A 15,562-nucleotide genomic window follows, 5' to 3' on the forward strand; every position below is an offset into this window, starting at 1 on the left:
AATTAAACCTCATTTTTTTTCACTCTCAACGAGGTACCCTCAGTACTTATCACCTTGATTTTCTCTCCCTTATCAATAAATTCTCCCCTAGAATAAGCATCATACATCTCATCCTCTATGATTACCTTCCCACTCGGCATCAAGCGGGTATGAGAAACCCCTTCCTTACCAAGCATTTCCTGACTATAAAAAGAAGAGGTATAACCCTCAGATTTCTGCTGTGTATCAGCCAGAGAAATCCTACTAAAACTTTCCCATTGATTGATTTTGGGTGTCAAAGTAAAGATCAGAACCGTAGCAATGGTTGCGGCCAATATCACTGTCAATAAGGCTGCAAACAGTTTCCCGGAACTTACAAAAGTAAAGTCAAACTGTTCATTTGGCAGCATACCCATTGTTAAACCGGAAAGAATACAGACAATCCCCAGAATTCCAAATACCCCAAAGCCCGGTACGACAAATATTTCCAGGGCCAATAAGACTATCCCTACTATAAAGACCACCAATTCCCAATTGCTTGCGAGACCTGTAAGGTAATAGGGGATAAAATACAATAGCATGGCTATAGCACTTGCCGCAAGCGGAAAACCTATACCTGGTGTTTGTATCTCAAAATAAATCCCAGCAAAAATGATCAAAATCAGAAACCCACTTACCGCCGGATTGAGAAAAAGAGAAATGATGTCTTCAGTAGCTGAAGGAGAATATTTGTAGATCTCATAGTTTGTTAGCCCATATCTAGCAACAATTTCCTCAATAGAAGAAACCTGAGCTTCACAAAAACCATTTTCTATAGCCTCAGAGACAGAGAAGGTAATGACTTCTCCACTTTTAGAAACTCCTTCAACCTCAATATTTTCATCTACCATGGCTTCAGCAATTTGAGGATTCCTCCCCCTAGCCTCAGCAGTACTTCTCATCATTGAACGCATATAAGACTGGTATTTGTCCGGCGCAGCCTCACCTGAGCCCCCCATCACCACTGTAGCAGCCCCGATACTTCCTCCTTTTGCCATATAAATACTATCACAGGCTATGGATATCAATGCCCCAGCTGATGCCGCATCTTTATCAATAAATGATACAATGGGAATTTTGGATTCCAGAAAGCTTGTTCGGATATCATCAGCATCATTAACTGCCCCTCCATAGGTGTCCATATGAACAATGATCAATGCAGCCTTTTTCTCCACCGCATCTTCCATTGCCATTCTAACTTTCCTGTTCATTCTAGGATCTATATCATCCTTCATTTCAAACACATACACGGTCTTTAAAGAGTCCTTAGATTGTTCAGTTTGTCCCTGAACAAATGGAACCACAATAAAATTGACGAAAATATAGATGGATAAGCTAAACCAGAATTTCATTTTAAATACCTGTTTAATATTTCTGTATGAATATACCAATAAAAATGATCATCGCCCCTATTGGTATAAAATGGAGTTGCAATTGATAAAATAAATATCAAATTTGCATGATTATTAGAAATTTATTGTTAAAAACCGATAGTAAAATGAAGTGCTGGATATTGATTATAGGGATGATTGGCCTTGCTGTCCCATCTAAAGGAGCATTACTTGTGGATAGGGATTCTGTAGGAGTAGAAAAAATAGGAGGTAAATCCTATATTATTCACCAAGTAGATCCTCAAGAGACTTTATTTGGAATTTCAAGGAGATACAATACGCCTGTAAATGAAATCGTCCAAAACAATGATACTTTAAAGGATGGGCTAAAAATTGGGCAACGTATCAGGGTTCCCTATATTGAGAAACAGGCTATCCCTGAGGGTGCTAAAGTACACCATGTGACACCTGGAGAAACGCTTTTCTCAATTGCCAAGTCATATAATATTAGCATGGAAAAGCTAATGGAGGCCAATGCCCTGAAAGGCACTGATCTAAGCGTAGGCCAAGCGCTTATCATAGAAGGCATCGAGCAATTAGAAGCTCCTGTTGTAGAAAAGAAGGTAGAAAAACCTGTTGAAGCAACACCTCAAACAGTAGCCGTTGCCGCTGAAAAAATAAACACAAAGAAAAAACAGCCTAAGGAAAAGGTAGAAAAAGTTAAAACTGAAGAAGCTCCGGCCCCAGTGCCTGCCAGTCCATCTACTGCTCCTACTTCTCCTTCTGTATCCACTACAGGCAATTGGATATCCCATCAGGTAGTTCAAGGAGAAACTTTGTTTGCTATAGCCAGAAAGTACGAGGCAAACGTTGAAGACATCATTAAATGGAATGGGCTTTCTTCAAACAACTTATCTGTTGGACAAACCCTAAAAGTAGGTAGGGAAACCAATGCCAATATCCCAGTCACTCAATTGCCAGGAAATAACAAACCTAGTGCAGAGCTTACCAACTCTGAAAGTGCAACCCCTCCAACAAAGAACATCAGCACATCCACTGCTTTCAAAAACGTAACGGAAAGTGGTCAGGCGGAAGTTATCGAAGGAACTGGTAATCACAAAAAATTCTTGGTGCTTCACAGAAACGCTCCTGTAGGAACAATAATGAGAGTTAGAAATGAAGAAAATGATGTTACGGTATTTGCAAGAGTAGTTGGGGTGTTACCAGAAACTGGGGACAACAACAAACTATTGATAAAATTATCAAAAGCAGCTTTTGATCAATTAAAAGCCGTTAATTCACGCTTCAGAGTAGAAGTATCCTATTAAATTATATTTTCAAAAGCGCTTCAATTGCCTACTCATTCTGGCTAGATAAACGAGTGCCAAATAGCTGTAATTGAACACTGGTTTCACCCCGTTTGAAAACCTTTTATTTTGAATAATAAAATTAAAAAAAAGTTTATCATTAAGCCAAAGACAAAAAGGCCATGAACATAAAAAAGAATAAACCCGTAATCGGAATTAGTATAGGTGATATTAATGGAATTGGTGCGGAGGTGACAATGAAAGCTTTGTTGGACAACCGACTGCAAAAAATGATTACACCTGTGATCTATGGCCATGGCAAAGCCCTTACCTTTTATAGAAAAGCTTTGGAGCTAAACGATTTTAATTTCATTCAGGTCAAAAGCATTGAAGAAGTTCACCATAGAAAAATCAATGTAATCAATGTTGTACAGGAATCACCTGAGGTGATGCCTGGGGTAGAAACAAGAGATGCCGGCAGTATGGCCCTGGCTGCCATAGATCAAGCCATAGTAGACTTAAAAAGCGGTCAATTGGACGCCTTAGTCACTGCGCCACTCAACAAAAACAATATCAACAGTACTGAGACACCCTTTGTAGGGCATACTGAATATTTAACAAATGCTTTTGACACCAAGGAAAGCATGATGTTTATGGTGTCTGAAGACATGCGAATTGGATTAGTTACTGGTCACGTATCTTTAAAAGACATTGTAAATGGAGTAACCGAAAAAGCCATTCGGGCGAAGTTAAAAATCATGATTCGGTCTCTCAAGGAAAATTTTGGTATTACAAAACCTAAAATTGCGGTACTTGGCTTGAATCCACATGCTGGAGAAGATGGATTATTAGGAAATGAAGAACAGGAAATCATCCAACCTGTGGTTAAAAGCTTTAAAGAAGAAGGCGCCTTGGTTTTTGGCCCCTATCCCTCAGATGGTTTCTTTGGAATGATGCACCAAAAACGGTTTGATGGGGTTTTGGCCATGTACCATGACCAGGGTTTGATCCCGTTTAAAACATTGTGTTTTGATTCAGGGGTAAATTTCACCGCAGGGCTGCCGATTATCAGAACAAGTCCAGACCATGGAACAGCCTACAATATAGCTGGAAAAAATGACGCTGACCCCGGTTCTATGCGTTCTGCAATTTTTCTGGCACACGATATGATTAAGAGAAAAGAAAACTTAACTGCTACTTAATGAAATTATTAAAGGGTAGATTTTATTAATCAGAAATATTTTTCTAAATTTGCGGTCTTAATTCGAAAAATGAAATTCATAAGGAAATTCGATATTGACATTATCAGACTGAAAGAAGGCAGGCACAATTTCACCTTTGAAATTGATACCGAGTTCCTAGATCATTTTGAAAACAGTAGGGATATAGTAAACGATGTCGCTATTAAAGTAGAAATAGAGCTTGACAAAAGAATTAACTTAATTGAAGTTATTTTTAATTTGAAGGGAAAGGTAAATATAACCTGTGACAGAAGTCTTGAAAATTTCGATCATCCAACCGACTTGTCTCATAAGATAATATACAAGTACGGACAGGAGGAAGCTGAAATAGATGATGAGATCTATTTCATAACAAATGACACACAGAGCATCAATGTGATGCAATTGATCTATGAATTTATTTTGCTCGGAATCCCTGCAAAAAAAATTCACCCTGATCACCTGACAGAAGAAGATGAAGACGACGAAGATGAAGGTTGGATTGTCTATGAAGCAGGAGAAAGTGACTTGACAGAAGAACAAATAAAAGACGACCGAAACCCGTTTTGGAAAGCTTTGAAAAATTTAAAAAATAACGAATAATCTAAAAATTACATAGATATGGCACATCCTAAAAGGAAAATTTCCAAAACCAGAAGAGATAAAAGAAGGACACATTATAAATTAAATGCACCTGGTTTGGCTCAGTGTCCTACCACCGGGGAATTTCATTTACCCCACAGAGCATTCTGGCTTGACGGTAAACTGTATTATAAAGGACAGGTAATCATGGAAAAAGAGGTTTTAGCCTAAATTTCTTACATATTCCTGCGAAGCAGCCTGCTCTATTCTGGAGCAGGCTGCTTTTTTATAGACTATTGTCTGATATTTTATATTTTTCCCGCTTAACTTTCTCTGAGAATTTTTGTCGGATTATTTCCTGTACAGGTCTGTTTTCTATTTTACTTTCCAACCAAGAGATAATATCCAGGTATAAAAACGCCCTTTTTTCAAAGGGATGGTTCTCGTAGGCAAGTAATTTTTCTCGTAACTCTATAAATGCCCCTTTAAGCTCGTGATCATAAATCCGGCTAAGGTTACGAATAAAGTGCATCATTTCTTTTTGCACCTGATGCAAATCGTCCATTTTGATTAAAAACCTATAGACATTTCTAATCTGCCCATCCAACTTCTCATCAATCCCTGCCTCGTAGCTAGCTATTAGCTTAAGAATATGGGCAAAACACTGCAAATCTTCCCTTAATCCTATTTGGCTATTTTCAATCACCTGATCCAAGTACACAATAGCCCTTTCATTATCCCCACTTCCGAAATAAAGGCAGGCAATTTTATAATGCAGAACCATCAAATGATGCACATCTAGCTTTCGCTTCAAAGGTGCAATGTCTTTTAATAAATCAGGCACAATCTCTTTTACCCCCTTGGTAAAATCCCCTTTAAGAAAATAGAAGTTTATTAGATTGGAATAAAGGTAGAGAAATGACAGGATCTTACTGTTCCCATCCCATACAAAGTCCTTTTGTCGCAAGCTAAGTCTAAATTCCTCCAGCACCTTAGCGAACCGCTCATAATAGCCCATATAAAACAAGGTATCCAGCAAGTAATGATAAGCCTTCAAATAGCTTCCTGTGGCCACTTTGATCATTTGAGGTTCTGAATGAAAGAGATCTACCCAATGCTGGGCCGCCCTATAGCAAACCGGGAAATCCTGAATAATATGAAAATACCATACCTGGGCTTGGAATAGATACATTTTCTCATAAAACCCAAGCGTCATAAAATCATATACAGGCATGTTCTGCTTGTAAAAATTTTCCAGCATTTCCCTGCCTTCCTTATCTTTGATATAACCAGTCTTTAAATAAATCCCATACAGCTGCAAGGAAAGACTTGAAAACCTATTTTTAAGATCCACTTTTTTTGACAAGACAGCAGCCTCCTCACTTAGAATATCCGCCCTATTTTTAATGCTTCTCGTGATATGCTGGGATTCAATGACTTTTTCCATTTCCACAACCCTTAGCATTATCGTATCGAGGCCATATAAACTTGCCACCTGCTTGGCTTTTTCAAGGGTTTTCAAACCCTGCATATACAAGCCCTTATTAAACAAAATTCTTCCAAAATCAATTTGTTCATTCAGTTGCAACTCTATATTCCTATCGGCATACAAAAGACGTAAAGAGGTCAAAACCTGCTTGTACAAATGAGCTTTCATATTGGACAATTGCTTTTTTGTAACCGGTGCCTTTTCCAGCAGTTCCCGTTCGTTATAAGCCCCCATTTTATCCAATGCATCAAAAAGCAAAAGAAATTTAGCCCCTTCATTTGAGGCAAGCCGCTTAGCGAACAATTTAAAATTTCTTTTTTCGGAGGGAGAAAGACTGTTTATCAGGTCAAATAAAAAATCTTTTTTACTATTGGATATCATAATTTAAAAACACTTATAACACTCATTTTCAGGTGTTAATGATAAATTTTTTAACATTAGGCATCGGACATATAAAGTTAAATGAATTTATTGGCTAATTGGAAGGTTCTACTTTAGATTTTATTAAAATATTAAAACTATGGATGAGAATCACGTATTGATCTTTGACACCACCCTACGAGATGGGGAACAAGTGCCCGGATGTAAATTAAACACCCCTCAAAAAATTGAAATTGCACAACAACTGGAGGCTTTAGGTGTAGATGTGATCGAAGCAGGTTTTCCTATTTCTAGCCCTGGAGATTTTAATTCCGTTATTGAAATATCAAAAAATATTTCGGAACCCATTATATGTGGGCTTTCCAGGGGAGTAAAAAAAGACATTGAGGTGGCTGCTGATGCCCTAAGATTTGCACGGCGACCTAGAATACATACTGGTATAGGAACTTCTGACTACCACATCAAGCACAAATTCAATAGCAATAGGGAGAACATCATTGAATGGGCTTCTGGGGCTGTTGCTCATGCTAAAAGCTTTGTTGAAGATGTTGAATTCTATGCTGAGGATGCCGGCAGGACAGACAATGAATACCTTGCGAGAGTTTGTGAAGCTGTCATCAAGGCTGGAGCCACTGTGCTAAACATCCCAGATACCACCGGCTATTGCTTACCCGACGAATATGGCGCCAAAATCAAATATCTCGTTGACAATGTAAGAGGCATTGAAAACGTGATTATTTCAGCGCATTGCCACAATGACCTTGGGCTAGCCACAGCCAATTCCATTGCTGCTATAATGAATGGCGCAAGACAGATTGAATGTACCATCAATGGTATCGGTGAAAGAGCGGGAAACACTTCCTTGGAGGAGGTAACCATGATAATGAAGCAACACCCAAGACTAAACGTTACCAACAATATTAATTCCCGATTGCTTAATCCAATCAGTCGCTTGGTAGCCGACAAGATGGGAATGATGGTACAGCCTAATAAGGCCATCGTTGGTTCTAATGCATTTGCTCACTCTTCAGGAATACATCAGGACGGTGTAATTAAGAACAGAGAAACGTATGAGATCATTGATCCAATTGAAGTAGGTGTAGACGAATCAATGATTGTACTTACTGCCAGATCAGGCAGGGCAGCATTGGCTTATCGTGCGCACAAAGTAGGTCATACGCTTTCGAAGTTAGAATTAGACAAAGTCTATAATGTTTTCTTAAAACATGCTGACATGAAAAAAGAAATACTGGATGAAGACATTCACCAAATCATTTCAGAAGCTGTTTAACCCAAAAGAGGCAATAGGCTTTCTATTTCGTAGGGAAATCACTTTATGATGCTTCCGCCAATAACCTACCTGATTGCATACACTGAGGTTAAAATTTCAAATATTCATATAAATAAACAAAACGGAGGACCTACATCCTCCGTTTTGTTTTTACCTCTTCCCAAGACCGATCAAAAAAAAATGTTTGCTTCTACGCAGCTAATGGGCTAAATTATCCCAAGAAAAATAAAATCAACTTATTCCCCTATCTCGCATGAACAGTATTACTAAACTTTCATCTCACTGGCTGAAATTGGCCTTCACTATAATTCTGTTTGGATTTGGCTCCTTACAGCTAATTGCACAGCAATACGACCTCTTAATCAAAGGTGGTCATTTAATGGACCCTAAAAACAATATTGACGAGCCTATGGACATCGCAATAAAAGGGGACAAAATAGCTTTAGTACAGAAATCCATTTCATCAGATTTAGCCGCGGAGGTAATCGATGTAAAAGGATTGTATGTAAGTCCAGGACTTGTAGACATACACACCCATAATTTTTATGGTTTAGACCCTAAAGGACAATATAGCAGTGGCTACAGTGCCATTCATCCTGATGGATATACCTTCCCATTTGGTGTTACCACTGTTGTAGACACAGGAGGTTCAGGATGGCGCAATTTTGTGCAGTTTAAGGAACAGGTTATCGACAGGGTCCGCACAAGAGTATTGGTAATGCTTAATATCGTAGGTCATGGAATGAAGGGTTCTCTTTATGAACAAAACTTGGACGACATGGATCCAAAAATGACTGCATTGGTAGCCAAGCAATATCCTGATTATATCGTTGGGGTCAAAGTAGCCCATTATTCTGGCCATCAATGGGAACAGATTGACCGATTGGTAAAAGCCGGAGAATTGGCAGACATTCCGGTAATGGTAGATTTCGGCGGAGCAAACCCTCCTTTATCTTTAGAAACCCTCTTTATGGAAAAACTTCGTCCGGGTGACATCTACACACATATCTTTGGTGGTGGCGTTCCTTCTAGACAAGCCTTGGTAGATGACAATGGAAAATTACGTCCATTTATTAAAGCAGCACAAGAAAGGGGTGTTATCTATGATGTGGGACATGGTGGATCCAGTTTTTCCTTCAAACATGCTATCCCTGCTATTGAGCAAGGCATCAAACCCAACACAATTAGCACAGACAGTCACTTGAGCAGTATCATGAGTGGCATGAAAAACATGAACAATGTCATGTCCAAATTTCTCAACATAGGCATGAACCTTCAAGAGGTGGTTGCTGCTTCTACCTGGACACCTGCTCAGGTAATCAAGCGAACAGAATTAGGCCACTTAAGCCCAGGAGCCATTGCTGATATTGCTGTATTCAATGTACTTGAAGGTGACTTCGGCTTCACTGAAAAAACTGGCATTGGTAAAATGATGGGCAAATACAAAATTGAGAATGAGTTAACCGTTCGTTCTGGCAAAGTAGTTTGGGACCTGAACGGACTTACTGCACCAATGTGGAACGAATAAAAGCGAACTGATTTATGAAAAGGAGACATTTTTTCCAAAATGCCGGAGCACTATCTGCGGGGTTAGCGCTTGGCGTAAGTGATGGTTTATTGGCTGCTCAACCAAAAGCAGACTACAATAAAAACCCATTTATAATTGGTGTCAACGGACATAAAATCACCTATAATATCCCTGATCTTAGCCAAAAGGTAAAGATCATGCATGTCACTGATACCCATTTATGGAAAGATGACGAAAGGGGCGTAAAATACAAAGAATACAGTGGCCGCATGGCTAAAGCATACAATGAAACAAAGCATTTTCTTACCGGGAATCCCACGCACCCTGAAGAAGCTTTTGAAGCTACTCTTGAAATCGCCAAGCAGGAGAAAGCAGATGCCATCACGCTGACGGGAGACTTATTTAGTTTCCCGTCAGAAGCGGCCATAGAGTGGGCATTGGATCGGCTGGAAAAAATAGGCATCCCCTACTTCTATTCCAGTGGAAACCATGACTGGCACTATGAAGGAATGAAGGGAAGCTTGCACGAACTAAGAGAAACATGGATTAATAAACGGCTGCTTCCTTTATACAAAGGCAGAAACCCGCTGATGTATTCTGTTGAAGTTAAAGGTGTTAATCTGGTAAATATTGACAATAGCTATTATGAAATACTTCCGGAGCAACTTGAGTTTTATAAAGCAGAAGTAAAAAAAGGAAAGCCCACCCTTCTAATGATGCATATCCCTTTATATGCACCAGGAAGAAGCTTGGGATATGGCTGTGGGCATCCTGATTATAATGCCAAAAATGACAGGAATTTTGAAATTGAACGTAGGCAACGCTGGCCAGAAAATGGGCATAGTAAAACCACCATGGAATTTCATAGAGAGGTATTCAATACAAAAAACCTTTTAGGTGTTTTGGCAGGACATATCCACAAACAAACCATAGACTGGGCCAATGGTATCCCTCAATTCCTAACCAGCCCTAATGCGTCAGGAGGATACTTAGAAATAGACTTGTTGCCTATGGACAAGTCAGTCCAATCAAAATTTATCTAAAAAAACAGAATCACTGCCCGTTTAAAATTTAGACCGGATCAGTTCTTCGTCAAATCCTGCCTGCATGCTACCGTCCTCAAACACAAGAATTGGACGTTTAATCATGCTGCTTTTTTCTTGAAGAATAGGAATTGCAGTTTCTATACTTTCCAAAGCTGCTTTGTCACTTTCTTCCAGCTTTCTAAAAGTGGTACCTTTTCGATTGACCACAGTATTCAAACCCAGGCTGTCAATAAAACTTTCCAAAAGCCCTTTATCTGGTTTTTGCTTTTTATAATCGATAAAGTCATATTCCTTCCCTAAGGTTTCAAACAAGGTGAAGGTCTTTTTCATCGTATTGCAATTTTTGATACCATAAATCTTTACACTCATGCTATTTTTATTTTTTGGTCAAAGCCTTTCCAACTAATGGTTAAAATGGCTACTTGATTAAACTCAGGCTATTACAAATTCTTCTGCCCTTTAGGATTTAAAATTACCTTATTTTGTCCAAATATGTGCCAATAATTAAGATTAACAGGTTTAAAAAGCCGTAAAAATTGTACAGGGATTCGCTTTAACTGAAACTGGAATCATAGGGTTTCACCTAGGCTAGCTTGCTCCCCAATTCACCCCTTTTGTACTAATCCAGTAATAAAGAAAAATAAAACCATTCTTATTTTCAATTACAAACACGGCAATAACCCTTTATCAAAAATGAATTGGTTATTAATTAGTATTAAATAAATTTTACCAATAAAACACCGAAGGAATTCACGTGTACCCATTTAGCCCAAAAAATCATACATTTGAGGAATGAGTTCAAATGTAATGAAACGCTTTAGTCCGGGGGCATTCCATTATCAACAGCCAATTCCCCCATTTAATAAACCACTTATTTAACATGAAATTAAAAATAGCAGTCTTCCTGGCTTTAATGCTAGCCATAGGCCAACCTGGCACAGCTCAAGAAGCTCGGGTTACACAACAAGCAACCGTATTTGAGACCTATCCTTTCTCAGATCCTAACCCAGTTCCTTCATTGGCCTACAAGCCGAACATTTACCCCTACTTCACTTTTGATGGCTATAGTGTAAAGTCTCAGAATAAAGAATGGAACCTTATTACACTCGAAAATGAATTCCTGAAAGTCACGGTAATGCCAGAAATAGGTGGCAGAATCTGGGGTGCAATAGAAAAATCAACTTCAGAAGATTTTATTTATGAAAATGAGGTCGTGAAATTTAGAAACATTGCCATGCGTGGTCCCTGGACCTCAGGAGGCATAGAATTTAATTTCGGCATCATTGGTCATTCTCCAGCTACGGCCAGTCCTGTGGATTATATTTATTACACAAATGAAGATGGTAGTGTGACCTGCGTAGTAGGTACCATTGACCTTCCTTCAAGGACCCAATGGAGAGTAAAAATCAACTTACCTAAGGACAAAGCCTATTTTGAAACGGATGCCACTTGGTACAATCCTGAACCATTAAGACAGCCTTATTACAACTGGATGACAGCAGCAGCTCATGTGGCAAATGACCAAGAGTTTTATTATCCCGGTCACATCGCCTTACAACATAGCGGAGAAGTAAAAGACTGGCCAGTACAAGATGGGATTGAAATCAATCTATATAAAAACAATAATTTTGGTGGAGCCAAATCCCAACATATTGCCGGATCCTATTTAAATCATTTCGGAGGTTATTTTCACGACAAAGGAATAGGTTTTGGACATTTTTCCACCTACGACGACAGCCCTGGAAAGAAACTATGGTTATGGGCTTTATCAAGAAATGGAGGGATTTGGGAAGACTTATTGACAGATAAGAACGGTCAATATATGGAATTTCAGGCTGGAAGAATGCTGAACCAGTTTTCCCCATCAAAAAATGTGGAAACTCCACTTACCAAAGCAGGCTTTGCCCCTTATACTATAGATCAATGGTCAAACTTTTGGTTCCCCGTTAAACAAATAGGAGGCATTAGCAATGTGTCCAAAAAAGGTGTGATTCATCTAGAGAAAACAAACAATTTGGTAAAATTGGGATTCAACCCTTTCCAAAAAGTTGACGGGTCAATAGACATAAAAATCAATGGGAGTAGTTCTCAATCTATTCCTGTTAAGGGAAATGCCATGGACGTAATCTCCCATGAAATCCAAGTGGACACCCCCATCAAGGAGCTTGTGGTATCTTTTGAAGGTGAACAATTGTACAAATGGTCTGAAACGGATGACATGAAACTCATCAGGCCTTTTGACAAGGTAAATGCACCTAAACAATCTCCAAACCAAAAATTGTATTTCGAAGCCAGGCAATATTATTACAGCCGAAATTACAAAAAGGCAAAAGCTACCTATGAAGAGCTACTAGAAAATGACCCCGGACATCAACAAGGAAGGATAGATTATGCTGAACTTCTGTTGCGTTTTACTCAATATGATGAGGCCTTAGAGAACATTTATAAGGCTTTGTCTGCTGATTATTTTGACCATCAGGCGAATTTTGTAGCCGGAAGTATTTATTTAGCAAAAGGGCAAACCACACAAGCCCTTGAAGCTTATGGCTGGGCCGCTAGGTCAATGGAGTTCCGTTCCTCCGCTTACACCATCATGTCTGAGATTTACCTTTCAGAAGGGCAACTTTCCTTGGCTAAAGACTATGCGAAAAAAGCACTTAAAAACAACACCGACAATATAATGGCACTACAGGCTTTGGCGGTAATCCAAAGACTTCAAGGTGAAAAAGATTTGGCAAAAGCAACATTGGATAAACTTTGGGAAATTGACCCATTGAATCACTTTATTCGATTTGAGCGGTACCTAATGGATAAAACGCCTGCCTCATTGGATGAATTCAAAAAAGTAATAAACAATGAATTCCCTTATCAAACTTACTTGGAGCTAGCTGCTGTCTATAAAAAGTACGGACTAAAAGAAAACGCTGTAGAATTATTACAAAACAGTCCCCCTCATGCATTGGTATACTTATGGATAGCGAGCATGGATCCAGCGCAAAAAGAAGCCCAACTGGAGAAAATGATCGCTCAACCTACTGAGTTTGTCCTACCCTTCAGAAAAGAAACTTTACCTATGCTTAAATGGGCTCAATCTGAAGTGACTTCATGGAAAATTGACTATTACCTGGCTCTCAACCTTATGGCCCTGGGACAGGAGGATGAAGGAAGACAAATATTAAAAACAATAAACCAGTCTGCGGATGAAGCTTCTTTTTACTTGAGTAGAGCACTCCTTCTGGATAAATATGAAAGCCAAGAGAACAATCTGAAAGACCTCGAAAGGGCACTTGAATTGGACAAAGAACAATGGAGAACCTATTTTCAAATTTCCAAATACCATAATAAATCCGGAGATCAACAAAAGGCAATGGCTGTTCTAAAAGAAGCAACAAAAGCCTTTCCTGGCAACTATGTACTGGAGATGGAAATGATTAAACTCCTCAACACAAATGGAGATTATAAAGTAGCCATGAACCTCTTGGATAAAATTCAGGTCTTGCCTCATGAGGGTGCTGGAGGAGGAAGAACCCTTTACGAAAGCGTCTACTTGAATGCTGCACTTCAAGACATTCAGTCAAAAAAATGGAATGCTGCAGCAAGTAAAATTGAAAAATCAAGAATATGGCCAGAAAACCTAGGTGTAGGAAAACCTTTCGACCCAAGAGAGATTCTCCAAGATTACTTGGCTGCTGCGGTAAACAAAGCTAAAAATAATCGACCGCAATTCTCAAAATACCTGGAAGCTGTAATTTCTCAAGGAGACCAACTAAATAGCAACAGCAAAGAGCAAGCCCTTGTTGTTTTGGCCTTGAAGCACTCTGGCCAGGAGGATGCTGCTGAAAAATTGATAGACAAAATTAAAAAGGAAGGAAGTCCATCTGTTGTTGCCAATATTGAGCAGCTTTTAGACCTTGCTGAGAATCGAGGAACTGGCACTTCTCAAGACTTGAAGGACAATGACATCGTTCAAAAAATTATCGAAACCACTAAGTCTATCTTAAAATAGAATATCAATTAGCATAAAAAAAGGAGGCTTTCAAATATTGAGAGCCTCCTTTTTTTATAACAAAAACCTAACTGACTACAAGCTTTTTAACACTTGTTCATTGGCATCTAAAATCTGATCCAAGTGCGATTGCTCCAAGGCTGTTGACAAGAATAGGCTCTCATATTGTGAAGGCGCAAGATAAATTCCTCTGTCCAACATCCCTCTAAAATATTTACCAAAAACACCTGTATCACAGGTTTGAGCATCCGCAAAATTTATCACCTTTTTATCGGTAAAGAAAAGGGTGTACATGCTTCCTAAGTTATTGATAGTATAGGAAAGCCCCATTTGTTTAAGGCTATCTTTTATCCCACCAACTAAGGTATCTCCGGTCTTAGTCAACTGAGCATACACAGATGGATTTTCATCCAAGTATTTCAGCATAGTAAGACCTGCTGCCATTGCAATAGGATTTCCAGAAAGCGTTCCCGCTTGATAAACAGGCCCTGATGGGGATACATAATCCATGATTCCAGCCTTGCCTCCATAGGCACCTACTGGCATGCCTCCACCAATAATTTTACCCATTGTGGTAAGGTCAGGTTTTACATTAAAAAGCTGTTGAGCTCCTCCGGGAGAAAGCCTGAAACCTGTCATCACCTCATCGAAGATCAACACTATACCTTCCTCATCACAGATTTTTCGTAGTCCTTCCAAAAATCCTGGCTCAGGTAAAACACAACCCATATTTCCAGCTACTGGTTCTAGAATAATGGCTGCAATCTCTTCTTTGTTTGCTGCCACCACCTCTTTAACTTTCTCTAAGTCATTAAAAGGGGCCAAAAGGGTATCCTTAGCGGTTCCTTTAGTAACACCGGGAGAGTTAGGATTCCCCATGGTAATGGCTCCAGATCCCGCTGCTATTAGGAAACTATCACCATGTCCATGATAATTACCTTCAAATTTTATAAATTTCTCTCTACCTGTAAACCCTCTAGCTAGTCGAACGGCAGACATGGTTGCTTCAGTACCGCTATTAACCATTCTAACTTTCTCTACGGAAGGAACCATCTTTGTAATCAATTCCGCAATCTCTACTTCCAGTCCAGTGGGAGCTCCGAAAGAAGTTCCGTTTTCCATGGCTTTAATAACCGCTTCACGCACCAATGGATGGTTGTGACCGAGTACCATTGGTCCCCAGCTATTGATCGCTTCTATGTATCGATTTCCATCAACATCAAAGATGTAGGCACCTTCTGCTTTAGCAATAAATAAAGGATCGCCACCTACTGCCTTAAAGGCCCTCACAGGTGAATTTACTCCTCCAGGTATGAATTTCTGAGCCTTTTCAAAAAGCTGCTTGCTTTTACTTGTCGTCATC

12 protein-coding genes are annotated in these 15,562 nt (G+C 39.3%); 8 read left to right on the plus strand and 4 right to left on the minus strand.

Annotated features, from left to right (window positions below):
- Positions 1 to 2 precede the first annotated feature (2 nt).
- Positions 3 to 1,370, minus strand: a complete 1,368-nt coding sequence (locus CA2015_RS04440; RefSeq protein WP_048640810.1) for an NfeD family protein — start codon at positions 1,368 to 1,370, stop codon at positions 3 to 5.
- A gap of 146 nt (positions 1,371 to 1,516) precedes the next feature.
- Between CA2015_RS04440 and CA2015_RS04445 the strand changes: the two genes are divergently transcribed.
- The 4 genes from CA2015_RS04445 to rpmF all read left to right on the plus strand — a co-directional run bounded on the left by CA2015_RS04445 (position 1,517) and on the right by rpmF (position 4,689).
- Positions 1,517 to 2,677 (plus strand): LysM peptidoglycan-binding domain-containing protein, encoded by a 1,161-nt coding sequence (locus CA2015_RS04445; protein ID WP_048644351.1) that lies wholly within the window; start codon positions 1,517 to 1,519, stop codon positions 2,675 to 2,677.
- A gap of 161 nt (positions 2,678 to 2,838) precedes the next feature.
- On the plus strand, positions 2,839 to 3,858 hold the full coding sequence (pdxA, locus tag CA2015_RS04450) for a 4-hydroxythreonine-4-phosphate dehydrogenase PdxA (RefSeq protein ID WP_048640811.1): 1,020 nt from the start codon (positions 2,839 to 2,841) through the stop codon (positions 3,856 to 3,858).
- A 69-nt stretch (positions 3,859 to 3,927) separates the two neighbouring features.
- Entirely contained in the window at positions 3,928 to 4,479 is a 552-nt protein-coding gene (locus CA2015_RS04455) for a YceD family protein (protein ID WP_048640812.1), read from the plus strand.
- Positions 4,480 to 4,497: 18 nt separating this feature from the next.
- Positions 4,498 to 4,689, plus strand: a complete 192-nt coding sequence (gene rpmF, locus CA2015_RS04460; protein ID WP_048640813.1) for a 50S ribosomal protein L32 — start codon at positions 4,498 to 4,500, stop codon at positions 4,687 to 4,689.
- A 55-nt stretch (positions 4,690 to 4,744) separates the two neighbouring features.
- Here the strand turns inward: rpmF and CA2015_RS04465 are convergent, their stop codons facing one another.
- The gene (locus CA2015_RS04465; protein WP_048640814.1) at positions 4,745 to 6,328 is read right to left on the minus strand and encodes a hypothetical protein; all 1,584 of its coding nucleotides are present in this window, start codon (positions 6,326 to 6,328) and stop codon (positions 4,745 to 4,747) included.
- Positions 6,329 to 6,467: 139 nt separating this feature from the next.
- Between CA2015_RS04465 and CA2015_RS04470 the strand changes: the two genes are divergently transcribed.
- From CA2015_RS04470 to CA2015_RS04480, 3 genes are all read left to right on the plus strand, one after another.
- Positions 6,468 to 7,619, plus strand: coding sequence for a 2-isopropylmalate synthase (locus CA2015_RS04470; protein WP_084011638.1), 1,152 nt, complete (start codon positions 6,468 to 6,470; stop codon positions 7,617 to 7,619).
- A 253-nt stretch (positions 7,620 to 7,872) separates the two neighbouring features.
- Positions 7,873 to 9,147 carry an amidohydrolase/deacetylase family metallohydrolase gene (locus CA2015_RS04475; protein WP_084011640.1) on the plus strand — a complete coding sequence of 425 codons (1,275 nt, stop codon included), beginning with the start codon at positions 7,873 to 7,875 and terminating at the stop codon, positions 9,145 to 9,147.
- Between the two features lie 14 nt (positions 9,148 to 9,161).
- Complete coding sequence (locus CA2015_RS04480) at positions 9,162 to 10,190, plus strand: metallophosphoesterase family protein (RefSeq protein ID WP_048640815.1); 1,029 nt, start codon at positions 9,162 to 9,164, stop codon at positions 10,188 to 10,190.
- A 21-nt stretch (positions 10,191 to 10,211) separates the two neighbouring features.
- Here CA2015_RS04480 and CA2015_RS04485 read toward each other — a convergent pair whose 3' ends face one another.
- Positions 10,212 to 10,562, minus strand: a complete 351-nt coding sequence (locus CA2015_RS04485; RefSeq protein ID WP_048640816.1) for a Spx/MgsR family RNA polymerase-binding regulatory protein — start codon at positions 10,560 to 10,562, stop codon at positions 10,212 to 10,214.
- Positions 10,563 to 11,073: 511 nt separating this feature from the next.
- Here CA2015_RS04485 and CA2015_RS04490 point away from each other — a divergent pair.
- Positions 11,074 to 14,199 carry a DUF5107 domain-containing protein gene (locus tag CA2015_RS04490; protein WP_048640817.1) on the plus strand — a complete coding sequence of 1,042 codons (3,126 nt, stop codon included), beginning with the start codon at positions 11,074 to 11,076 and terminating at the stop codon, positions 14,197 to 14,199.
- A 75-nt stretch (positions 14,200 to 14,274) separates the two neighbouring features.
- On the opposite strand, the gene hemL is transcribed toward CA2015_RS04490, so the two are convergent.
- Positions 14,275 to 15,561: a glutamate-1-semialdehyde 2,1-aminomutase gene (hemL, locus tag CA2015_RS04495; protein ID WP_048640818.1), complete on the minus strand. Its 1,287-nt coding sequence runs from the start codon at positions 15,559 to 15,561 to the stop codon at positions 14,275 to 14,277.
- Position 15,562: the final 1 nt, after the last annotated feature.

Source organism: Cyclobacterium amurskyense, from assembly GCF_001050135.1.
Classification (GTDB): Bacteria; Bacteroidota; Bacteroidia; order Cytophagales; family Cyclobacteriaceae; genus Cyclobacterium; species Cyclobacterium amurskyense.